The sequence below is a fragment of the Frankia sp. AvcI1 genome (genome assembly GCF_001420875.1).
GTDB classification, from domain to species: Bacteria; Actinomycetota; Actinomycetes; order Frankiales; family Frankiaceae; genus Frankia; species Frankia alni.
In genome coordinates, this window is the sequence record NZ_LJFZ01000052.1 from 11,883 (window position 1) to 32,029 (window position 20,147).

At 74.4% G+C, this 20,147-nt stretch carries 15 protein-coding genes, 1 other RNA gene and 14 pseudogenes; 19 read left to right on the plus strand and 11 right to left on the minus strand.

Translation table 11 applies throughout. From position 1 onward, the window contains the following. Positions 1-406: 406 nt before the first annotated feature. Positions 407-859, minus strand: coding sequence for a DUF2306 domain-containing protein (locus tag UK94_RS71400; protein ID WP_231861596.1), 453 nt, complete (start codon positions 857-859; stop codon positions 407-409). Between UK94_RS71400 and UK94_RS33310 the strand changes: the two genes are divergently transcribed. The 3 genes from UK94_RS33310 to UK94_RS33315 are packed head-to-tail and all read left to right on the plus strand — an operon-like array spanning position 825 to position 1,335. After that, positions 825-1,082 (plus strand): two-component system sensor kinase, encoded by a 258-nt coding sequence (locus UK94_RS33310; protein WP_011603398.1) that lies wholly within the window; start codon positions 825-827, stop codon positions 1,080-1,082. The genes UK94_RS71400 and UK94_RS33310 overlap by 35 nt on opposite strands. Further along, positions 1,079-1,207, plus strand: coding sequence for a hypothetical protein (locus UK94_RS75585; RefSeq protein WP_256789444.1), 129 nt, complete (start codon positions 1,079-1,081; stop codon positions 1,205-1,207). The genes UK94_RS33310 and UK94_RS75585 overlap by 4 nt, the downstream gene beginning before the upstream one ends. Further along, positions 1,195-1,335 (plus strand): LuxR C-terminal-related transcriptional regulator, encoded by a 141-nt coding sequence (locus tag UK94_RS33315; protein ID WP_011603399.1) that lies wholly within the window; start codon positions 1,195-1,197, stop codon positions 1,333-1,335. Before UK94_RS75585 ends, UK94_RS33315 begins: the two co-directional genes overlap by 13 nt. Here UK94_RS33315 and UK94_RS30855 read toward each other — a convergent pair. The 5 genes and pseudogenes from UK94_RS30855 to rnpB form a co-directional block, all read right to left on the minus strand. Beyond that, a partial coding sequence (locus tag UK94_RS30855) for a serine/threonine-protein kinase (protein ID WP_235490802.1) occupies positions 1,332-2,628 on the minus strand: 1,297 nt, incomplete at its 5' end. The genes UK94_RS33315 and UK94_RS30855 overlap by 4 nt on opposite strands. A gap of 12 nt (positions 2,629-2,640) precedes the next feature. After that, a pseudogene (locus UK94_RS71405) lies at positions 2,641-2,999 on the minus strand (serine/threonine protein kinase); the annotation flags it as partial. Positions 3,000-3,278: 279 nt separating this feature from the next. Continuing rightward, entirely contained in the window at positions 3,279-3,551 is a 273-nt protein-coding gene (locus UK94_RS30860) for a hypothetical protein (RefSeq protein WP_041939084.1), read from the minus strand. 546 nt (positions 3,552-4,097) lie between these two features. Next, positions 4,098-4,385: a hypothetical protein gene (locus tag UK94_RS30870; RefSeq protein WP_063822624.1), complete on the minus strand. Its 288-nt coding sequence runs from the start codon at positions 4,383-4,385 to the stop codon at positions 4,098-4,100. A 162-nt stretch (positions 4,386-4,547) separates the two neighbouring features. Next, positions 4,548-4,962: RNase P RNA component class A (rnpB, locus tag UK94_RS30930), an RNA gene on the minus strand. Positions 4,963-5,073: 111 nt separating this feature from the next. Between rnpB and UK94_RS30875 the strand changes: the two genes are divergently transcribed. From UK94_RS30875 to UK94_RS30885, 3 genes and pseudogenes are all read left to right on the plus strand, one after another. Continuing rightward, positions 5,074-5,619 (plus strand): lipopolysaccharide assembly protein LapA domain-containing protein, encoded by a 546-nt coding sequence (locus UK94_RS30875; RefSeq protein ID WP_055752639.1) that lies wholly within the window; start codon positions 5,074-5,076, stop codon positions 5,617-5,619. 3,372 nt (positions 5,620-8,991) lie between these two features. Further along, a pseudogene (locus tag UK94_RS71410) lies at positions 8,992-10,881 on the plus strand (hypothetical protein); the annotation flags it as partial. Positions 10,882-11,470: 589 nt separating this feature from the next. Further along, on the plus strand, positions 11,471-11,776 hold the full coding sequence (locus UK94_RS30885) for a GlsB/YeaQ/YmgE family stress response membrane protein (RefSeq protein WP_011603409.1): 306 nt from the start codon (positions 11,471-11,473) through the stop codon (positions 11,774-11,776). A gap of 7 nt (positions 11,777-11,783) precedes the next feature. Here UK94_RS30885 and UK94_RS30890 read toward each other — a convergent pair. The 5 genes and pseudogenes from UK94_RS30890 to UK94_RS71435 form a co-directional block, all read right to left on the minus strand. Next, positions 11,784-12,262, minus strand: a 479-nt coding sequence (locus tag UK94_RS30890) for an MBL fold metallo-hydrolase (RefSeq protein WP_235490804.1), incomplete at its 5' end; no start/stop codon positions are given. Position 12,263: 1 nt separating this feature from the next. Further along, positions 12,264-12,434, minus strand: a pseudogene (locus tag UK94_RS71415) (MBL fold metallo-hydrolase); the annotation flags it as partial. 368 nt (positions 12,435-12,802) lie between these two features. Next, a pseudogene (locus UK94_RS71420) lies at positions 12,803-13,446 on the minus strand (zinc-binding dehydrogenase); the annotation flags it as partial. Between the two features lies 1 nt (position 13,447). Beyond that, positions 13,448-13,728: pseudogene (locus UK94_RS71425) on the minus strand (alcohol dehydrogenase catalytic domain-containing protein); the annotation flags it as partial. A gap of 33 nt (positions 13,729-13,761) precedes the next feature. Next, a pseudogene (locus UK94_RS71435) lies at positions 13,762-13,852 on the minus strand (hypothetical protein); the annotation flags it as partial. A 393-nt stretch (positions 13,853-14,245) separates the two neighbouring features. On the opposite strand from UK94_RS71435, the gene UK94_RS71440 reads away from it, so the two are divergent. From UK94_RS71440 to UK94_RS71490, 13 genes and pseudogenes are all read left to right on the plus strand, one after another. Further along, positions 14,246-14,629 (plus strand): AAA family ATPase (locus UK94_RS71440; RefSeq protein WP_235490807.1); only part of this gene is annotated, 384 nt, incomplete at its 3' end. Between the two features lies 1 nt (position 14,630). Further along, positions 14,631-14,731, plus strand: a pseudogene (locus tag UK94_RS71445) (chromosome partitioning ATPase); the annotation flags it as partial. A 1-nt stretch (position 14,732) separates the two neighbouring features. Next, positions 14,733-15,235, plus strand: a pseudogene (locus tag UK94_RS71450) (ParA family protein); the annotation flags it as partial. 39 nt (positions 15,236-15,274) lie between these two features. Further along, positions 15,275-15,718 (plus strand): annotated as a pseudogene (locus tag UK94_RS71455) (Zn-dependent membrane protease); the annotation flags it as partial. 1 nt (position 15,719) lies between these two features. Further along, positions 15,720-15,964, plus strand: a pseudogene (locus tag UK94_RS71460) (Zn-dependent membrane protease); the annotation flags it as partial. Between the two features lie 42 nt (positions 15,965-16,006). Further along, complete coding sequence (locus UK94_RS30910) at positions 16,007-16,951, plus strand: ScpA family protein (RefSeq protein ID WP_011603416.1); 945 nt, start codon at positions 16,007-16,009, stop codon at positions 16,949-16,951. Positions 16,952-17,112: 161 nt separating this feature from the next. Continuing rightward, entirely contained in the window at positions 17,113-17,646 is a 534-nt protein-coding gene (gene scpB, locus UK94_RS30915) for an SMC-Scp complex subunit ScpB (RefSeq protein ID WP_157734531.1), read from the plus strand. A gap of 659 nt (positions 17,647-18,305) precedes the next feature. Continuing rightward, on the plus strand, positions 18,306-18,700 hold a 395-nt coding region (locus UK94_RS71465; RefSeq protein ID WP_268761742.1), incomplete at its 3' end, for a S4 domain-containing protein. A 1-nt stretch (position 18,701) separates the two neighbouring features. Next, positions 18,702-18,792 (plus strand): annotated as a pseudogene (locus tag UK94_RS71470) (MFS transporter); the annotation flags it as partial. 1 nt (position 18,793) lies between these two features. Next, positions 18,794-18,910 (plus strand): annotated as a pseudogene (locus UK94_RS71475) (MFS transporter); the annotation flags it as partial. A gap of 1 nt (position 18,911) precedes the next feature. Further along, positions 18,912-19,070 (plus strand): annotated as a pseudogene (locus tag UK94_RS71480) (MFS transporter); the annotation flags it as partial. 64 nt (positions 19,071-19,134) lie between these two features. Beyond that, a partial coding sequence (locus UK94_RS71485; RefSeq protein WP_235490809.1) for a 3-hydroxyacyl-CoA dehydrogenase NAD-binding domain-containing protein occupies positions 19,135-19,502 on the plus strand: 368 nt, incomplete at its 3' end. Position 19,503: 1 nt separating this feature from the next. After that, positions 19,504-20,147: pseudogene (locus tag UK94_RS71490) on the plus strand (prephenate dehydrogenase dimerization domain-containing protein); the annotation flags it as partial.

The window sequence follows — 20,147 nt, forward strand, 5'->3', positions numbered from 1 at the left end:
CCGTAGGTTCCGTTCGTACCGCGGGTTCGAGGGTGTGAGATGCACCCACTTGTAGTGGCCATCGCCGCACGTACAGAACATTCGGAAGTACCCGCTACCCTTGGTGACGTTCCATCCTTGGGCTTCCCCGCTTCGGAGGACTGCCTCCAACTCCTTGACCGGGTGCCGCGGCCGTGGCATCCATCGACCTCCCCTCGAACCTACCTGGGCATCGCCGCTGGGACTTGGACTGGTGGCGAACTACACCACCGTAGTTCGCTCCGGGTGACCGGTACGTGGTCTTCGTGGCGGACCGGCAGTGGCGTTGCTGTGGTGTGCGGATGCCGGATCCAGACCTTCGGTATCGCGGTCCGGATTTCCAGACATCCNGGCGCGTCCTCGGGCTGCCGGTCGTGCGACGGCCAGGTCAACGCGGCCGAGCTGTGGGGGTCGGGTCCGGGCGGGTGAGCAGCCACTGGGCGACGAGCAGGTTGGGGACCCAGCAGAGGAACGGGACCACGTGGTAGGCGCGGTCGAAGGCCACCTCCGGGTCGGTGCCCGCCCCGATCTGCACGGCGCTCATGACGAACATCCACAGCCGCAGCGTCACCGCGGCGTAGGTCAGTGCGAAGGTGCGGATCGCCCACCGGCGATGCGCGCGGACGTCGCCTCGCCGGATCGTCCATACGCACTCGGCCTCCGCGCGAGTCGGACGTCGCCGGGTCGCCTGACCTGGACGACCTGCCGGCGCTCGTGGAGCGGATCCGGGCGATGGGGCGGGAGGTCGACCTGGCGCCAAACCCGTCGCGCTGTCGCCGTCGGGCAGCCGGACGGCGTACCGGATCGTGCAGGAGGCGCTGACGAACGCCGTGCGGCACACCCGCTCGGGTCGGATCCGGGTCCGAGTCGGCCCAGCGGCGGACCTGGTCCGGATCGAGGTGGTCAACGAGGGCGTCGGGTTCGTCGTGCCGGTGGCGGGGCGGGGTCTGGTCGGCATGCGGAAACGGGCCCGGCTGGAGGGTGGCTCGTTCGACGCCGGTCCGGTGGGAGGCGGCTTTCGCGTCCTGGCCACGCTGCCCGCCCGTCCGGACGGCATCACATGATCACCGCGTTCCTCGCGGACGACGACGGCCTGGTCCGCAGCGGTCTGCGGGCGCTGCTGGACGCCGAGCCGGGCATCACCGTCGCCGGTGAGGCGGCCACGGCGACGAGGCGGTGGCCGAGCTGACCGTGTCCGCGGAGACGGTGCGCTCCCAGCTCAAGCGGGTGCTGAGCAAGCTCGGCGTTCGGGACCGCACCCAGGCGGTGGTGTGGGCCTACCGCAGCGGCTTCGTCGCCACCGCAGACCCGGACTAGCCGCGTCCGCCGCCGCCGTGCCCGTCGCCGCCGTGCCCGCTGGTCCGGGGCCACTGCGAGCGAGACGTCCTGGCGTGCTGGTCGCCCGCCTGCTCACGGGCGGCGCGCTCGGGCTGCCCGAAGATGATCGGGCCGCACCGGCCGTCGGCGCCGAGCCACGGCAGGAGCCGCCGCGCGTCGGGCTCGGCGCAGGTGCTCGGCGAGTCGACCCGGCCGGACGGGCCCCGCGGCGGGGTGGTGTTCGGGCGCGTGCCGGCGGGCCGCGGTCGCACTGCGGGCACGACGCGGGCCACGGCCGGTTCGACGGCCGGTGCGGCGGCCGCGCCGGCTGCGGTGGGCCGAGGCCCGGTGGACAGGGGCAGGGGCCGCGTGGCTGTCGCGCCGACCAGGAGGACCGATGCCGGGCTCGGCGCGGCGGAGCTGGCCGCGGGCGGGACCGGGGTGGGGGTCACCGCCGCGGGGCGCGCGGCGGCGCCGGTGGGGGAGGGCGGCGTGCTGGCGGTGGACCGAGCCGTCTCCCCCGGCGCCGCCACGAGGACGGCGGTGATCGCGCCCGCTGCGGCGAGGACCGTCGCCGTCGCGGCGATCCCCCGGCGGTGCACGGGGCGCAGCGTGGGAAGCAGGGCGAGGACGGGGGCGGCGAGGGCGGCCCGGCGGCCGCGGTCCACCGGTGACCCGGCGCCGGCGGGCGACGGGTGCGCCTGCGTGCCGTCGAGGCCGGTCGTGGCGTCCAACGGCAGCAGAACGGCCTTGGTAGCCGCAGCCGCAGCCGCAGCCGCAGCCGCCGCGGTCGCCGTCGTGACCGTCGTGGCCGCGGTCGCGGTCGTGGCCGGGCTGAGGGCTGCGGCCGGCGGAAGCGGGACGGCGGGGAGGCGGTCGAGGAGCTGGCGGGCGGTGGGCCGGCGGTCGGGCCTCTTGTCGAGGGCCTTGGAGACGACCTTCCCGAGCCGGTTGGGCAGCCCGTCGACCGGGACGTTGTCGTGCAACGTCCGCAGGAGCATGGCCTGGAGCGGACCCTCCCCGAACGGCGGTCGCCCGCTGGCGGCGAACGCCAGGGTCAGGGCCCAGGAGAAGACGTCGGCGGCCGGCCCGGGCGTGCCGGTCGTGGTGAGCAGTTCGGGCGCCATGTAGCCGACGCTGCCGAGGACCACGCCGGTGACGGTGACGGTCCCGGGCACCCCGGCCGCGATCCCGAAGTCGATCACCTTGGCGCCGTCCTCGGCCAGCATCACGTTGCCGGGCTTGAGGTCGCGATGCACCACGCCGGCGCCGTGGATGGCGACCAGGGCCATCNCCAGCTCCACNGCGAGGGTCTGCAGCGCCGCGGCCGACAGCGGACCGTTGCGTCCCACCTCGGCCGTCAGGGTCGGGCCCTCGATGTACTCGGTTGCGAGCCACGGAGTCTCCGCCTCCGGGTCGGCGTCCACCAGCCGCGCCACCCGGGGGCTGTCGACCGCCGCGGCGGCCCGGACCTCCCGGGCGAACCGGCGCAGGAAGAGCTGGTCGCCGGCGTGTTCGTCGCGCAGCACCTTCACCGCGCTGCGCCGGCCGGCGGCGTCCTCGCCGAGGTAGACGATCCCCATGCCGCCGCTACCCAGGCGCGCGGTCAGCCGGTACGGCCCCACCACCCGCGGATCGACGGCGCGCAACGGCCTCACCGGCATAGAGCCCTCCGCTCGTGACTCACCGTCACCGGTGAGCTGGTGGATCGCGGCCTGCCCGCGCAGGGCATCGCCACGATGCCCGCGTCGCACTGTCGATGGGCGNGAACGAGGTGCGCTCGCTGCCGGATCCGGCGTGCACGTCCCCGTGAGTGCACCCACCTAATCCAACTATGTCGGGCGAATATGCGGAGGGCCTCACACATTTCGTCCGACTGACAGGGCGCCGGACGTGGTTCGACGCCCGGTGCCGAGGACGAATCCCGCTCGGCGTGCGGGCGATCAGCCGGTGGCGCGCGGGCTGGGGTCCCGCCAGCCGGGGCGATGCCCGTCCAGCCACTCCTCGACGTCCGCGCGCAGCCACAGCCGCAGCCGCGGATGCTCGACCAGCGGGTCGGGAAAGCCCTTCGAGTTGCTGATGCTGTCGGCATAGCTGCGGGCGACCCGTTCGCCCCGCCGCGAGGTGCGCCCGAGGAGGGTCCGTAGTTCGTCGATGTCGACGAGATCATGCAGCGCGGAGCGGCGGACCGACTCGTCGCTCTCGGGTGGCGGCATGCTGTGGACACTAGGGATGGGTGTGGTCTCAGTGCTCACGCACTGTACGCACGTCCACGGGATCGCTACCGTGCGGCAGACATACGTAACAGGATGGCCCCGTCCGGTTTGTCGCGTCGCCATCGGGGCCTCGAGCGCGGGAGAGACCCACATGATCGAAGTGTCCGGCTCGGCGGTCGCGGTGCCGAGCGATGGCATGCAGAATCTCTGCCGGGNCTCGGTGGTCGTGCACTCGATGCGGACCCCTGATTCCTTCGAGCTCTGCCTGGACGCAGGCCTTGACATCGGCGAGGTGATGCAGGCCCTGCTGGACCACGTGCCGTCCGGCTCCGTCCTCACCGGTGCCGGCCAGCAGCGGGACAACCTGCTGCTCACCTTCCGNGGGCCGCGCCCGTTCCCACCGGCGTAGCCGGGAGTCCGGCCGGAGCTGGTGGATCGATGCCCTGGCCCGGACGCGGGAAACGTCCCTGCGCGTCGGTCTGCCCTGGTCCGGCGCGACGTGCGCCGGGTTCAGGGCCTGCGCCGGGCCCGTGGCAGGTGCCGCGGCTACGGCACGTCCCGTCGCCAGCCGGGGCGGTTCGTGTCCAACCAGCCCTCGACGTCGGCGCGCAGCCACAGCCGCATCTGCGGGTCCTCGGCGGACGGGTGGCTGATCAGCGGGTCCGGAAAGCCCTTCATGCCGGCGATCACCTGCGCTCGCGTTCGGGACACCGGCTCGCCGCGTACCCGGCCGAGCATCGCCTGAAGCTGCGCGATGCCCACCAGGTCCCGCAGGTCGGCACGACGGATCAGGTCATCGTCATCGGCGGGTGACACGATGAGTACGATAGGCATGCATGGTCGCCGTGCCCGCACGCTGTTGGCAGTCGTACACAGGCTCGCTGACCTGTCCCGCGACACACCGCACTGAACCGGTTCCGTCCGAGTTGCGATCGTGGCGCGGCCCCCGGGCCACGCCGGACCTGCCCCGATCTGCGCAGGTCGGGCGGGGTGCTGCGGACGAGGTGGCCTGTAAGCCGGGTCCTGTGGCCGGGTCGCCTTGCGGCTCGCCGGTGGCGGCCATCTCTCTCGGGCTGCCGTTGCCGACAGCCTCCAGCGGTCCACCCGNAGACTCGGGCGGGCAGCCCTCGAACGCCTGCGCGGCTCGCGACCGGTTACGGCCGCGGGCCTTCTGACCTTGCTCCGGGCGGGGTTTACCGAGCCGCCCAGGTCACCCTGGGCGCTGGTGCGCTCTTACCGCACCGTTTCACCCTTACCGGCGCCGTCACCGGCACCGGCGGTCTGTTTTCTGTGGCACTGTCCCGCGGGTCGCCCCGGGTGGGTGTTACCCACCGCCCTGCCCTGTGGAGCCCGGACTTTCCTCGGCGGCACCGGCGTGAACCGGTGCCGACGCGGCCGCCCGGCCACCTCGTCCGCATCTTCAGCATAGGGCACGCACCCGCCTACAATCCCTGGGCACAGGGGACGGCACTGGACGGTGCGGGGCACGGCCGTGCGGGCGATCATGATGGATGGGGCGACGATGGCGGGATCCGACCAGCCGGGCAAGAGGATCGACTACACCCGCCCCGCGAGCCCGCCGCCTCCCGGCGGCCCCGCGGTTGCGGCGCCGGGCGCGGCACCGGTCGGCCCGGGTGCCTCGCCGGGTGCGGTGCCCGCGCCCTACCCGGCGGGCGCCGCCTACCCCACCGGGCCCGGCGGAGTTCCCGGGGTTCCGGGGGTTCCGGGGGTTCCGGGGACGGCGGGTGGTCCGGCGGCGCCGGGGACGCCGCCGGCGCCCGGCGCGCCGGGCGAGGGCCCGCCGCGGCGGCGCGGGGTCGCCTACACCACGTACGCGATCACGGTGCTGGTCCTGGTCATCGCCATTGCCGTCGTCGTGTTCGTCGTCAAGAACGACGCCCGGGTGAGTATCTGGCTTTTCGGCTCCACCCAGCGGATGTCGGTTGCCGCGGCGCTTGCCGCCTCGGCCGCCGCGGGGCTCGTCATCGGCCTGCTCATCGGGGTGATTCCGCAGATCCGGCTGCGCCGCGAGCTGCGTCAGCTACGCAAGGCGGCTCGCGGCCGGTAGGACGCCGAACCCGGGAAACGCCCTTCTGCGTGGGCGGCCGGTGATGCGATGGGCGTCGCGCGGGTATTCCGCCCATCCTCGGCACCGGGATATCCCCGTCGCCCCGAACCCCGATGCCGGCCCGTGGTACCGGCGCGCGGGACGACGGGTCGATGCCGGCCTTTCCGGCCGCCGTCGCCGACCTCGACCAGCCACTCATCCTGCCGCGACACAAGCACGGGGCTCCCGTCCGGTCGGCTGCCGACGGGTTGCCGTCCCCTCCCTCGCCACCGCCCGACCATCCGCGCGGGTGAACAATCGGGTCCGGGCGGAGCGGGAGAACCCGATGAGGACCCGTTTCCGCCCGTCGGTGAAACGCGGCCGCACCGGTAGCGGCCGAGCCGCCGAGGTGCCGAGGCATCGTATTCCGGCGACGGCACGCGCATCTTCACGACCATCGACTTCACGACCATCGAGTGGCCTCCGGTTCNGCGACTTTCCACGCGGTCACGTCGTCCATGGCCGCCCCGGTCGATCGCCCCACGCGGTCGCGCCGAGGCAGCGCCGCCACTGCCCCGTCCCCCGGCCGGGGTGACCCGGGACGTCCGGCTCCGACGCGGCAGGACGGACGGCCCGCGGGCACCGGGCCGCGCGGCAGGACCGTGCGCGGACCACCCATACGGGCCATCGGCGCAGGGTGAGCAGGGCTCACCGGCCTTGGCGGCGCGAGATGTCCGTTGCTAGGGCGGATGGGGTGTGGGTGTAGCCCAGGGGCGTTCTGGTGGGGTGGCCAAGCCCGTCTCATGGGTGACCCTTGTGAACGCGCCTGCGCCTGCGTCACACCGGGACGGGGGGTCGAACGGCTCCCGCGGGGGTGTCGGTGGCGCGCCCGGTCGGGATGTGACGTCGGGTGCGGGACGGGCGTCCGGCGCGTCGTAGAACCCCGTGGACCTCGCGTTCCACCGTCGGCACGAGCGTGGCAGCGAACATTGCGCCGGCGGAGAACCGGGGACGCGGTCGGTGCCGGTGGATCACTGGTTGCCTCGGATTCACCGGAGCCGACCGGGTGGGCGCTCGTCGTTCTCTCGTTGTCGGGTAATGTTTCGAACAACTTTGGATCTGGGAGGTTTCATGGCAGAAACGAGGGCCATTCGCCGACTGGGTCGGACCGCCTGTGCGGGAATCACCGGTTCGGGCGTCCCGGTCGCCGCCGCCGGCCGGAATGCAAGGATCATCGTGCGCGGCGGTGCCGGCAGCGAGGCCGGTCACACCTCGTCGCCGAGTGCGCCCGTCGTCTCCGAGGAGCGGGTCGAACTCGTTGATCGAGTCATTCTCGTGAGGGTGCGGCGAGACATCCCCGAAAGCTGATCAAAGCCGCGGCGGAGAAGCCTCCGAGTGGCGTCACCGGCTTCTCCGCCGCGGTTTGGGGACGTTTTCGGCCGAAGGCCTTGGGGGCCGCCGGGAGAAGTGGNCGGTTGGGGTAACCGATAGGTGGCTGTCCGGGGAGTCGAATGGCCGGGTAGCTGCGGTTCCATCGGTACAGTCCAATTTGTGACACCGCAGCGCATCGTTCCGTCTCCGGGGGCACACCTCCCGCCGCTTCCGGCGAAGGTAGTGGGGCCCAATACCCCCTGCCGCCGCGCTTTGTCCATTGCTTTGACGGCGGTGAGTGGCCGGACTTCCGGCCCGCGCCCTCGGGACGGCGGAGCGGAGCTGCGCGAACGGCGGCGTCAGGGATCCCGGTGCCCGGCGGTGATGCGTGGCACCTCCGGTCGGGTCACGCCCAGTCGTGTCAGGTCGGGTCATCCCACGTCCGGTGACGGAACTTCCCCGACCCCCGGAGTCGTCTGATGAGGGCGTGGGACGCGTGGCCCGACCGGCGCACATGCGCACCACAGGTTGCGCGGGCACGGTGCGGTGATGCCGGCGACCGGACCTTCGGCCCTGCCGGGAGTGGGCCGGCGCCGGCCGACCCCTTAGCCGTCCGGCGGGTGGGCCGACGATCGCCGAAGCTGGAAAGAACGACGTAAGGAGGGCGTGGTGCCGCCCAGGCCGCTGCGCTCGGGTGACCCCGAGCGGGTCGCCCGGTTCGCGCTGACCGCGCGGCTCGGCTCCGGCGGGATGGGCATCGTGTACCTCGGCGCCGACGATGACACCGGCCAGTTGGTCGCGCTGAAGGTGATCCGGTCGGATTTCGCGGCCGAGCCGGAGTTCCGCGCCCGCTTCCGCCGCGAGATCGAGGCGGCCAGGGCGGTCGGCGGCGCCTGCACGGCCCGGCTGGTCGACGCCGACCCCGACGCCGAGGAACCGTGGATGGCCACCGAGCTCATCCCCGGGCAGAGCCTCGCCGAGACGATCGCCACCCGGGGCGCGATGGAGACGCCGGTCGTCATCGCGCTGGCCGCCGGCCTCGCGGAGGCGCTGACCGCCATCCACGGCGCCGGCATCGTCCACCGCGACCTCAAGCCCGGCAACGTCATCCTCAGCGGTGACGGCCCCAAAGTGATCGATTTCGGCATCGCGGCGGCGGTCGACGCCACGGTTGCCACCCGCACCGGGGTTCTGCTCGGCAGCCCCGGCTACATGGCGCCCGAGCAGGTCACCGGGCACGGCGAGGTCGGTCCCGCGGCCGACGTCTTCGCCTGGGGCCTGACCGTGCTGTATGCGGCGACCGGCCGTCCCCCGTTCGGCACCGGCCGCGCCGACGCCCTGCTCTACCGGGTGGTGCACAGCGAGGCCGACACCGGTGACGTCCCCGCCGAGCTGCGGCCGTCGGTGATCGCGGCGCTGGTGAAGGAGCCCGCCGGGCGGCCCAGCGCCGACGACCTGCTGCGCGGGCTGATCGGGCCCACCGACGATCCGGCCACGGGTACCCGGCGGCTGCTGCGCGAGGCCTGGAACCCGCCGCCCATCGACCCCGCGGCCTACGTCCACGTGCCGACGCTCACCCCGTCGCCGACGTCGTCGCGGGCCGGTGACCGGCTGCGCGACGGCGACTTCCACGACAGCCAGACGCTGGTCGGGCTGCCCTCGCCGCGCCCTTCGGTCAGCTTCGTCGCTCCGGTCCAGCGCGCCCCCGAGCCCAGTCGCCCCACGACACGCGCGGCCCGACGCCTGCGTGGCTGGGCGCCGGGCATGTTCGCGGGGCCGACCGGAACGCCCGCCCCGGCCGACAGCCCGTGGCAACGTCCGGACCCCTCGCCGTCCGCCCTGGACGCCCGCTCGTCGGTGCCCGACGTCCCGTCCGCACCACCCGACCCTTCCGCCAGGCCGGACGGCTCCCNGCGGCCTGACGCTTCGGCACGGTCTTTCGGCTCGGTGCAGTCCTTCGGTTCCGCGCGCCCTGACGGATCCTCGCGGTCCGACGTCTTCGGGGAGATCACGCGGCCGCCGGTGCCGGTCACCCCGGGAACCTCGGCCTCGCCGGCCGGGCGGCGCGCCGGGATCGGCCGGCGGGTCGGCGCCGACGAGCGTGCGGCGGCGGGCCGCGCCGTGGACGGCTCCGCGCCGGCACACGGCGACCAGGATCCGGCCGGGGCCGCCGAGCCGACCTCGGGCCGCGGCCGCGGGCCGGGCAACGCGATGACCCCCTGGGCACCCCTCGGCGCACCGGCGGACCGTACGGAGCGGGATCCGATGGCGGCGGCCGGCACCGGCCTCGACCTGGACTCACCTGGCGAGGACCGGGCGGCTGCGGCTGCGGCAGCCGACCCCTGGCGGCGGGTGCCCGGTTCCGGTGTCCCGGACGGGTCGGCGGCGGCGGTCGACGCCGCGCCGCCGGCTGCCGCCGCGCTCGGGCGAGGCCCGAACCCTGCCGACCCGGGGTCACCGATGTCGAGCGCGCCGATGTCGAGTGCGCCGATGCCGATGCCGATGCCGATGCCGAGGGCGCCGATGCTGCCGCGCTGCGCGACGGAAGCGGGGGAGCCGTCGTCGGGGGGACCGGCACCGGCCGGCGCGCACAGTGGCGGTGTCGGGGCCGAGAACCTGATGGGCGCCGAGGCGTGGGAGGGATCGGGACCGGTGGCTCGTGCCGCCGGTCCGGACAGGCCCGGCGGTCCGGACGAGCGGCCCGGCTCCGGAGGGACTGCCCGCGCGGGCCTGGCGCGGTTGGGCGCGGGGCGCCGGGCAAGGTCCAGCCCACCGACGCCCGCGGGCGCGGCGTCCCCGCCGCCGGGCGCCGTCGCGGGTGCTGTGGGTTACCTGCCGGCGACGGACAGGGCCGATCTGCCCGCGCAGGCGCCTGCCCCGCTCGGTTCGGACGGTTCGTTCGTCTGGAGAGGCCCGGCCGGGTGGGAGGGGTCGGCCGGGCCGGAACTCGCGGCCGGCCAGGCTCACCCCGGCGCGGCGGAGCCGGCGCGAGGCTTGGCGGGTCGCCCGGGCGAGGGCACCTCGACCGCGGCGCCCTGCCCGGCCGATGCGGCGGGCCCGCCCGGCCCGACCGGGGCGACACAGACTGCGCGGGCTCGGACGTCCGCCGGAGCCGGGGCGCAGGCAGATGGGTCGACGGCGAACGGTGCTGGAGCCAGCGGTGCTGGAGCCGGCGGTGCTGGAGCCGGCGGTGCTGGAGCCGGCGGTGCTGGAGCCGGCGGGGCCGGTGGACCCGTCGGGCCCCGGCCTGGCGCGCGAGCCGCGGGGCGGACCGCGGAGCAGGTGTGGGCCGCGCCGCAGGTCGGACCCGCGCCGGGCGATGGTCAGGGCAGCCCGGGCGCGACGGGCCGGGGAACTCCGGTGGGCCAGGCGTCCGCGCTCGGCTCGGGAGAGCCGGCCGACGCCGGGAGGCGCGAGTTCGCCCTCGGGCGAGAGGGGCGCGAGGCCGCCGGGGGGCACGAGGCCGCCGGGGAGCGGGAGGCCGGGGAGCCGGATATCGCCGAAGGGCCGGGGGGGACCGGCGAGTCGCGCGGCCGGGCTGGTCAGGCAGCCCGCTATCCCAGGCGGACGGCGGCCCTGGCCGCGTTGGCCGCGGCGGTCGCGGGGCTGGCCGCGCTGGGCGCCGCCCATGCCGCCGACGAGCCCGACCACACCCCGTCCCGGCAACCCGCGGTGCCGCGGGTGATCCAGGTCAACCCCTCCGGTGTTCCCGGCCCCGCCGCCGGGCTGGGCCTGCGATCCCGGTCGGGCCCGGGCCGGCCGGCCTCCGTGCCCGACGGGCGCTCGTCCCCGGCCGCCGCGTCCTCGACTACTCCGTCCTCGCGTGCTCCGTCCTCGGGCGCCGGGTCCTCGCGCGCCGGGTCCTCGGGCGCCGGGTTCCCGGGTGCTGCGTTCGCGGGTGCCGGGTCCCCGNTCGTCACCGCCCTGAGCGCGGCGCAGATGGTGCCCCTGTCGGCGGTCCCGGCGTTCCGCGGGGCGATCGGACAGCTCGCGCAGGGCCGGCAGTTCGGCGACTTCGTCGCCGCTCACAACACCGGCGTCGTCTTCCTGGAGGTCCTCGCACCGGGCCAGGACAATGCCCGGGCCTTCTTCCCCGGCCCGGATCTCGGGAGCGACCCGCTGCCGAACTTCACCCTGTTCGCGTCGTGCCCGGCGCCGGGCGGTGGGCAGAAGCCGGGCTTCGGTCCCGGCCAGGGCTGCACCGGCACCACCTACCGGCTGGCCGGGTTGACCGGCGGCGGAGCCAGTTTCGACTTCGCGCAGGGCTTCTACCGGCTACACGGATACTTCCTCGTCGATGTGCTCCCCGGTGTGCATCAGGGTCTGCAGACCGTCAATCTGCATGCGGTCGACGCCCGGATTCTGCCGCGCTGACCGCATTTCCGGCCCGGCCTCGACGGTGAACCGGCCGGTTTATTCCCATTGTCCGGTCGTGTCGGATGGGTTTGTGGCCGGGTGGTGACGGAGAAAACCAGGGCAGGCTCTTCATTGGGGGTGTGCGGTGTTTCAAATCATCTGGATCGTTCTTGCCGGCCTGGTGATCGGCCTGCTGGCCCGGCTGATCCTCCGGGGTAGGCAGGACATTCCGATCTGGCTGACGGTCGTCCTCGGCATCGTGGGCGCACTGGTCGGCAACGTGATCGCCAGCGCGATCGGGGTGCGCCATACCGGCGGCGTCGACTGGATCCGGCACGTCCTGCAGGTCGGTGTTGCGGTCGCGCTGATCGCCGTCGTCGCGCCGATGTGGGCGACGCGGCACACCCACGGTGGTGATCGCCGTCAGCGGCACACGGCGGGACGGCTGTGACCGGCCGTCAGCGGCCCCGGCGCACCCAGTCGTCGTAGTCGACGCCCTCCTCGCCGATGGTCGTGTCGTCACCGTGGCCGGTGTGCACGACGGTGTTCGCCGGCAGGGTGAGCAGCTTCGTGCGGATCGAGGCGAGGATCGTCGGGAAGTCCGAGTAGGACCGCCCGGTGGCCCCCGGACCGCCCCGGAACAGCGTGTCCCCGCTGAACAGCACCGGTTCGCCGGTCAGCTCGCCGAACAGGCAGATCCCGCCGGGGGAGTGACCCGGGGTGTGCAGCACCCGCAGCGATCCGCCGCCGGGCAGCGCGACGAGCTGTCCGTCGGCGAGCGAGCGGTCGGGAGCGCGGTGCGGGTAGATCGTCCGCCACAGCATCACGTCGGCCGGGTGCAACGCGATCGGCGCGCGCACCAGGTCGGCGAGCTCCGCCGCCGCGTTGATGTGGTCGTTGTGGCCGTGGGTGGCGATGATGGAGGTCACGACGCGGGNGCCGACCGCCGCCGCGATCACCGATGGGTCGTGCGCCGCGTCGATGACCAGGACCTCCTGGTCGTTGCCGACGAGCCAGACGTTGTTGTCGACGGTGAACGTCTGGCCGTCCAGGGTGAAGTCGCCGCGGGTGATCACGCGGTCCACCCGAAGTCCCGCATTGCCGGTCATGGCGCCCGCTCCTCTGTTCCCGAATTCCCGATCGGGTCGGAAACCCGGATGGTCCGCCCGCCGTGCGCCGGGGGCCGCCGGCCGGCGGCGATCCCCGACGCGTCGACCGTATCGGGCGCCTGCGGGATTCGAACCGCCCCGCCACCCGTGCGGTAGCGCGGCGGACGGCGCCCCCCCGCCGCCACCCTCGGCGGAGCGGCGGCGGTCCCGCTCGCGGGGGCACCCGCGGCCGCGGGCGTCCCCCGGACGCGGCGCGCCCGGGGGACGCGGCACCGGTCGGCGGACGCCTGATCAGACGGTGCCGCCGGTGTCGGACGGCGCCGTCGTGGTCAGAGGACGACGACGCTGCGCAGCACGTCGCCGCGGCNCATCCGGGTGAACGCCTCCTCCACGTCGCCGATCCCGACCGTCTCGGTGACGAAGGCGTCGAGGTCGAGGCGGCCCCGGCGGTACAGGTCGATGAGGATCGGGAAGTCGCGGCTCGGCAGGCAGTCGCCGTACCAGGACGACGACAGGTGGCCGCCGCGGCCGAAGACCTCCGCGAGCGGCAGCTCCACGGTCATCGTCGGGTCCGGCACCCCCACCAGGACCAGCCGCCCGGCCAGGTCACGGGCGTCGAACGCCTGCCGGTACGTCTCGGGCCGGCCCACCGCCTCGATGACGACGTCGGCGCCGAAGCCGTCGGTGAGCGCGCGCACCGCCTGCACGGGGTCGGCCGAGCGGGCGTCCACGGTGTCGGTGGCTCCGAAGTGGCGGGCCCAGGTCAGCTTGCGCTCGTCGACGTCCACCGCGATGATCGTGCGGGCGCCCGCGATGGCGGCGCCGGCGATCGCCGCGTTCCCGACACCCCCGCAGCCGATGACCGCCACCGTCTCCCCGCGGGTGACCCGCCCGGTGTTCACCGCCGCGCCGAAGCCGGCCATCACCCCGCAGCCGATCAGGCCGGCCGCCTCCGGTCGCGCCGCCGGGTCCACGGGCACGCACTGGCCGGCGGCGACCAGGGTGAGCGGGGNGAACGCCCCGATGCCCAGCGCCGGCGCCAGCGGCGTGCCGTCCTCGAGCGTCATCGGCTGAGCGGCGTTGCGGGAGTCGAAGCAGTACCAGGCCATCCCGCGTCGGCAGGCCCGACAGGTGCCGCACGGCGCCCGCCAGGCCAGCACCACGTAGTCGCCGGGGGCGACTTCCGTCACGCCCTCGCCGACCGACTCGACCGTTCCGGCCGCCTCGTGGCCGAGCAGAAACGGATAGTCGTCGTTGATCGCGCCCTCGCGGTAGTGCAGATCGGTGTGGCACANGCCGCACGCACGCACCCGCACGCGGGCCTCGNCCGGCCCCGGGTCCGGGACGATGATCCGCTCCAGACCGACCGGCGCGCCCTTGTACCGGGCCACCACCGCTTCCACCGTCTGTGCGCCCATAGGAAGAGCTCCCTTCACTCGAAAAAACGCCTCATCGCCACCACACCGGGATCGCCACCCGGCGCACATCACCANGGGACCCACATCGCCACGGACCCACATCGCCACGGACCCACATCACGGCGNGACCCACATCACGGCGCGACCGGCAAGACCACCGAACCGGCGGGCCTGCGCGCGGGCCGCCTCCGAAGCGGTGCAAGCCTGACCGAACCCCATCGGTGACCCCTGGTGCATGATTTCGTACCCCTGCGAGCGTGACCCGTCCAACGCGCACCGCCCCCGATGGCGCGACACGCCGCTTTANGGCCACCCAGCGCCGCCGGGAACGGGTGAGTGTCGGTACGCTCCTACCGGTCCGTTTCTGCTCTTTGTAGAAGGAGCAACCCCTCCGTGGTCCGATTTGCCGACGCTCCCTCCGTCGATTCCCCGAAACGCCGCACCTACGGTGAGGTGACCGTCGGTGACCCCCGGTTGTCCGAGGACGGGCGGCTCGAAGCCGGCGGCGAGAGCGTCGACGAGGGGGTGGGGCAGCCCGGCCCCACCGGCCGGCCGCTGCCGTCGTTCCCCGTCCCCGCCCCGCTGACCGCCCACGGTCCCGCCTGGATCGTGGCCATGTGCAACCAGAAGGGCGGCGTCGGCAAGACCACCAGCACGATCAACCTCGGCGCCGCCCTCGCCGAGTACGGCCGCCGCGTGCTGCTGGTCGACTTCGACCCGCAGGGCGCGCTGTCGGTCGGCCTCGGCATCAACCCGATGCAGTTCGACCTGACCGTGNACGACCTGCTGCTCGGCGGGGACTCCGACGTCCGCGACGTCATCGTCGAGACCCAGGTCGACAACCTCGATCTGCTGCCGAGCAACATCGACCTGTCCGCCNCCGAGGTGCTGCTGGTCACCGAGGTGGGCCGCGAGCACAGCCTCGCCCGCGCGCTCGCTCCCATCCTCGACGACTACGACGTGATCCTCGTCGACTGCCAGCCCTCGCTCGGTCTGCTGACCGTGAACGCGCTGACCGCGGCGGACGCCGTCATCGTCCCGCTGGAATGCGAGTACTTCGCGCTGCGCGGCGTCGCGCTGCTGCTGCAGACGATCGACAAGGTGCGCGAGCGGCTCAACTCGCGCCTCGAGCTCGCCGGCATCCTCGCCACCATGTACGACGCCCGCACGCTGCACGCCCGCGAGGTGCTGGCCCGGGTCGTGGAGCGGTTCCCCGACGAGGTGTTCCACACGGTGATCAACCGCACGGTCCGCTTCCCGGAGACGACCGTGGCCGGCGAGCCGATCACGACCTACGCGCCCACCTCGGTCGGCGCCGCCGGCTACCGGCGGCTGGCCCGCGAGCTGATGGTCCGGCACAACACGCCGCCGCTCGTCGGCTGAATCCGGGCTTTTGCATGATCGGGGCGAAAAGGTAGCAACGTGCTCTTCCATCTCGCCGAGCCGGCGGCGCTGCTCGGGATCGTCGTCGCGTTCCTGATCGGGGTGTTCGCGCACGACGCCGCCCAGGTCCTCACCGCGCGGGTCGTCCGGGACCCGACTCCGCTGCGCAGCGGCCGGCTCACCACCGGCGTCAAGGACCGGCTGAGCCCCTTCAGTGGGCTCGCCGTGTTCATCGTCGGCCACGGCTGGGCCGAGTCGGTGCCGATGAACGACGTGTGGCGGCGGCGGCGCTTCCACGTCGCGGCCGCGGTGCTCGCCGGCCCGCTGGCCTACCTGCTGCTGGCGCTCGGCTCGCTCGCGCTGTTCCAGGTGGTCGGCGACCCGGCTCGGATCTACCTCGGCGACCGGGTGACCGAGGTGACCGTGCCGGACAGCTTCGCCGCCGAGCTCACCCTGTGGCTGGCGATCACCTTCGGTTCGATGNTCATCGTCAGCCTCATCCCGGTCCCGCCGACGGACGGCGGGCGCCTCGTGTTCCTGCTCGGTGGGACGTCGTCGGGCTGGCGCAGCGCCCATCATCGGCTCACCGACGGCAACATCGGCCTGGTGATCCTGCTGGCGCTGCTGTTGCTGCCGGTGTTGTTCGTCGGGTTCCCCTCGGTCGTCGGCCAGCTCATCGGCCCGCTGCTGCGCGGGCTCGCCTCCCTGATCGGCCTCAACCTGGCCTGACGCCGAGATCATCGCCGGCCGACCTGGGCGTAACGTGACGTCATGAACGGGTCCCGAGCCGATGCCGATGCCGACGCCGGTGCAGCTGGCACCGGCGCGGCCGGCGGTGGCGCGGCCGGTGCCGGCGAGCCGGCGACGCCGACCGCCCGCGGCGGGCGGACCACGCCCTTCGTCGTCGAGCTCGCCAACTTCACCGGCCCGTTCGACCTGCTGCTCTCGCTGATCGCCAAGCACCGCCTCGACGTGACCGAGGTTGCGCTGTCCCAGGTCACCGACGAGTTCGTCGCGCACATCCGCCGGCTGGGGGACCGGTTCGACCTCGGTCAGGCCACCGAGTTCCTCGTGATCGCCGCGACCCTGCTCGACCTCAAGGCCGCCCGGCTGCTGCCCGGCGCGCTGTCCGAGGACGAGTCCGAGGACCTCGCCCTGCTCGAGGCCCGCGACCTGCTGTTCGCCCGGCTGCTGCAGTACCGGGCGTACAAGGAGGCCTCGGCGCTGTTCGCCGGGCTGATGGCCCTGGAGGCCCGGCACGTGCCCCGCGCCGTGCCGCTGGAGCCCCGCTACGCCGCGGCCCTGCCCGAGGTGCAGATCGGCATCGGCCCCACCGAGCTCGCGGCACTGGCCGCGAAGCTGCGCGAGCCACCCCTGCCGCCGCTGGTCGCCACCGACCACGTGCACCTGCCCCGGATCAGCGTCCGCGAGCACATGCTCGCCATCATCATGGCGCTGCGGGAGCTCGGCGCCGCGGACTTTCGCACCCTGTGCGCGGGCTGCCAGCAGACGATCGAGGTGGTCGCGCGCTTCCTCGCCCTGCTGGAGCTGTTCCGCGAAGGCCGGATCTCCTTTGACCAGGAGATCCCCCTCGGGGAGCTGACGGTGCGCTGGATCGCCGTCGACCCGGCCGCGGACGGCGACCTGCTCTCCGTCGGCCGGGGGTTGTACGGCGAGGATTCGGCCGACGACGAACCGCGGGAGGCGGCATCGTGAGCGAACAGCCGGACGCCGGTGCAGGTGGCGAGGCGCCGGACGCACCGCCGCAAGCGCCGGGGGAGACCGCGGCCGGGGCCGCCGGGGCGGGAGAGACCGCGGCCGGGGCCGCCGCGGGTGGGGCACGACCGCCGCGGGGCGTCGAGGCGGACCGACCGCCGCTGGCGGCGCTGCTGGAGGCGGTGCTCATGGTCGCGGAGCGGCCGGTCGGCGTCGCGGAGCTCGCCACCGGGCTCGGCGCCTCGGCCCGCGAGATCGAGCGACTGCTTCCCGACCTCGCCGAGAACTACGTCCGCGACGGCCGAGGTTTCCGGCTGCGCCACGTCGGCGCCGGCTGGCGGTTCTACACCGCCGACGAGTGTGCCCCCTGGGTGGAGGGCTTCGTGCTCGCCGGGCAGTCCGCCCGGCTGTCCCAGGCGGCGCTGGAGACCCTCGCCGTCGTCGCCTACCAGCAGCCCGTCAGCCGCGGGCGGATCGCCGCAGTGCGTGGCGTCTCCGCGGACGGCGTGATCCGCACCCTGACCGCCCGCCGGCTCGTCGAGGAGATCGGGCACGATCCCGAAACCGGTGCCATCCTGTATGGAACGACTGACTACTTCCTGGAACGGATGGGCCTGCGCGGGCTCGACGAGCTGCCGCCCCTGGCCCCCCTGCTGCCCGGACTCGACGATCTGGATGACATCGTTGCCCCATGAACGCTGCTGCTGACCGCCCCCGCGCGCCGCGCGACGCCCGCGCCCGCCGGGACGGCCGCCCACCCGCGGACGGCCGCCCCACCCGGGAGGCCCGCCCCGCCCGAGGGGAAGCCCGCCCCTCCCGCGAGGCCCGGCCCGCCCGCGGGGAGGTCCGCCCTGACCGGGGGGAGGTCCGTCCTGCCCGCGGGGAGGTCCGTCCTGCCCGCGGGGATGCTCGGCCGAGCTTGGAAGCTCGTCCGGTCCGTGGCGAGGGCCGCCCCGCACCCGGGGAGGGCCGTCCGGTCCGTGGGGACGCTCGGCCGGCTCGTGGCGAGGGCCGTCCCGCCCGCGGGGATGCTCGATCGACCTGGGAGGCTCGCCCGGCTCGTGGCGAGGGCCGTCCCGCCCGTGGCGAGGACCGTGGGGAGGCTCGCCCCGTTCGNGGGGAAGGCCGTCCGGTCCGTGGGGAGGGTCGACCCGTGCGTGGGGAGGCCCGTCCGGTCCGTGGGGAGGGTCGTCCCGTGCGTGGGGAGGGTCGTCCGGCTCGGGGGGAGGGTCGTCCGGCACGTGGGGAGGCCCGGCCCGTCCGTGGGGAGGGCCGACCCNGCGGGGAGGGGCGGCCTGCCCGCGGGGAGGCGCGGCCGGCTCCGGACGCGCGATCGGACCGCCCGGAGCGTCCAGTGCGTCCGCCGCGGGCCCCGGCGTCCGCCGCGGACGAGGGCATCCGGCTGCAGAAGGTGCTCGCCTCGGCCGGCATCGGCTCCCGTCGGCGCGGCGAGGAGCTCATCGCCGAGGGCCGGGTCAGCGTGGACGGTGTCGTCGTGCGCGAACAGGGCCGCCGGGTCAACCCGGAGACGGCGATCATCGAGGTCGACGGCGACCGGATCGTCACCCGTACCGGCCTGGTCCACCTGGCGCTGAACAAGCCTCGCGGGGTGCTGTCGGCCATGTCCGACGACCGCGGCCGGCCCACCATCGCCGACCTGCTCACCGAGTTCGACGGCGGTGGCGGGCTGTTCCACGTGGGTCGCCTCGACGGTGACAGCGAGGGGCTGCTGCTGGTCACCAACGACGGNGAGCTCGCCCACCGGCTGACCCATCCGTCCTTCGAGGTGCCGAAGACCTACCTGGTCGAGGTCTCCGGGCCGCTGCGCCGCGAGGTGCCGCNCACGCTGCGCACCGGCGTCGAGCTCGAGGACGGTCCGGCCCGGGCGGACTCGGTGCAGCTCGTCGATCAGGCGAACGGCCGGGTGATGCTGGAGATCGTCATCCACGAGGGACGCAANCGCATCGTCCGCCGGATGATGGAGACCGTCGGGTATCCGGTGCACCGGCTGGTCCGCACCCGGCTCGGCGCGGTGCATCTCGGCACCCTGCGCTCCGGGCGGGCCCGCCACCTCACCCGCGGCGAGGTCGGCGCCCTCTACCGCAACGTCGGGCTCTAGGCCGAGGCNGCGTCCGTCCGGCCGCCTGCCGTNGGGCGACGGATGTGGCCATAGGCTGTGGGTCATGGTCGGATCGGGCTGGGACGACGCCCAGTTGCCGCGGCTGCGCCGGGTCGGTGTGGTCGGGACGGGGCTCATCGGCGCCAGCATCGGGCTGGCGCTGTCCGCGCAGGGCGTGGAGGTCCTGCTCCGCGACGCCGACGAGGCGCAGGTCGCGATCGCCGCGAAGATGGGCGCGGGGCAGCCCTGGGCGGCGGGGGAGCGGGTGGAGCACGCCGTCGTCGCCACCCCGCTGCCGACGATTCCCGCCGAGGTCAGGGCCCTGGCCCGCGCCGGGCTGGCCGACACGGTCAGCGACGCCGGCAGTGTCAAGGTCCGTCCGCTGGTCGAGGGCGTCCAGCTCGGCTGCGACCTGTCGACCTGGTGCCCGGCNCATCCCATCGCCGGGCGGGAGCGCCACGGCGCGGTCTCGGCGCGTGCGGACCTGTTCGCCGAGCGGGTGTGGGCGGTCTGCCCGGTCCCGCACACCGGCGCCGCGGCCCTGCACGCCACCGTGGCGTTGGCCCTGGCCTGCGGCGCCACTCCCGTGCGGACCACCCCGCAGCGCCACGACGAGGCGATGGCGACCGTCTCGCACGTGCCCCAGCTCGTCGCCAGCGCGCTCGCCGGGGTGCTGGTGGGGCTCGCGCCGGGGGAGGTGCCGCTGGCCGGGCAGGGGTTCCGGGACACCACCCGGCTCGCCGACAGCGACGCCGAGCTGTGGGCGGGGATCGTCGAGGGCAACCGGGGGCCGATCGCCCGGCGGGTGCGCGACCTCGGCTCCCGGCTGACGGCCCTGGCCGACGTCCTCGACGCCGCCGGTGCCGACGATGTCACCACGGCGGTCACCCGGCTCATGCGGGACGGGCACGCGGGGCGCGCGCTGCTGCCGCGTAAGGCCGGCGCCACGGCGCGGTCGTGGGGCTGGGTCGGCGTGGTGCTCGACGACCGGCCCGGGCAGCTCGCCGCGATCGTCGGCCTCATCAGCAGGTGGGACGTCAACATCGAGGACGTCGGTCCGTTCGAGCACAGCCTGGA

What these genes read in the sequence shown, in the direction of transcription:
- UK94_RS75585 (WP_256789444.1), top strand. Translation starts at nt 1,079, where the DNA reads ATGATCACCGCGTTCCTCGCGGACGACGACGGCCTGGTCCGCAGCGGT.
- UK94_RS30870 (WP_063822624.1), bottom strand. Translation starts at nt 4,385, where the DNA reads ATGCCTATCGTACTCATCGTGTCACCCGCCGATGACGATGACCTGATC.
- UK94_RS30860 (WP_041939084.1), bottom strand. Translation starts at nt 3,551, where the DNA reads ATGCCGCCACCCGAGAGCGACGAGTCGGTCCGCCGCTCCGCGCTGCAT.
- UK94_RS30910 (WP_011603416.1), top strand. Translation starts at nt 16,007, where the DNA reads ATGAACGGGTCCCGAGCCGATGCCGATGCCGACGCCGGTGCAGCTGGC.
- UK94_RS30875 (WP_055752639.1), top strand. Translation starts at nt 5,074, where the DNA reads ATGGCGGGATCCGACCAGCCGGGCAAGAGGATCGACTACACCCGCCCC.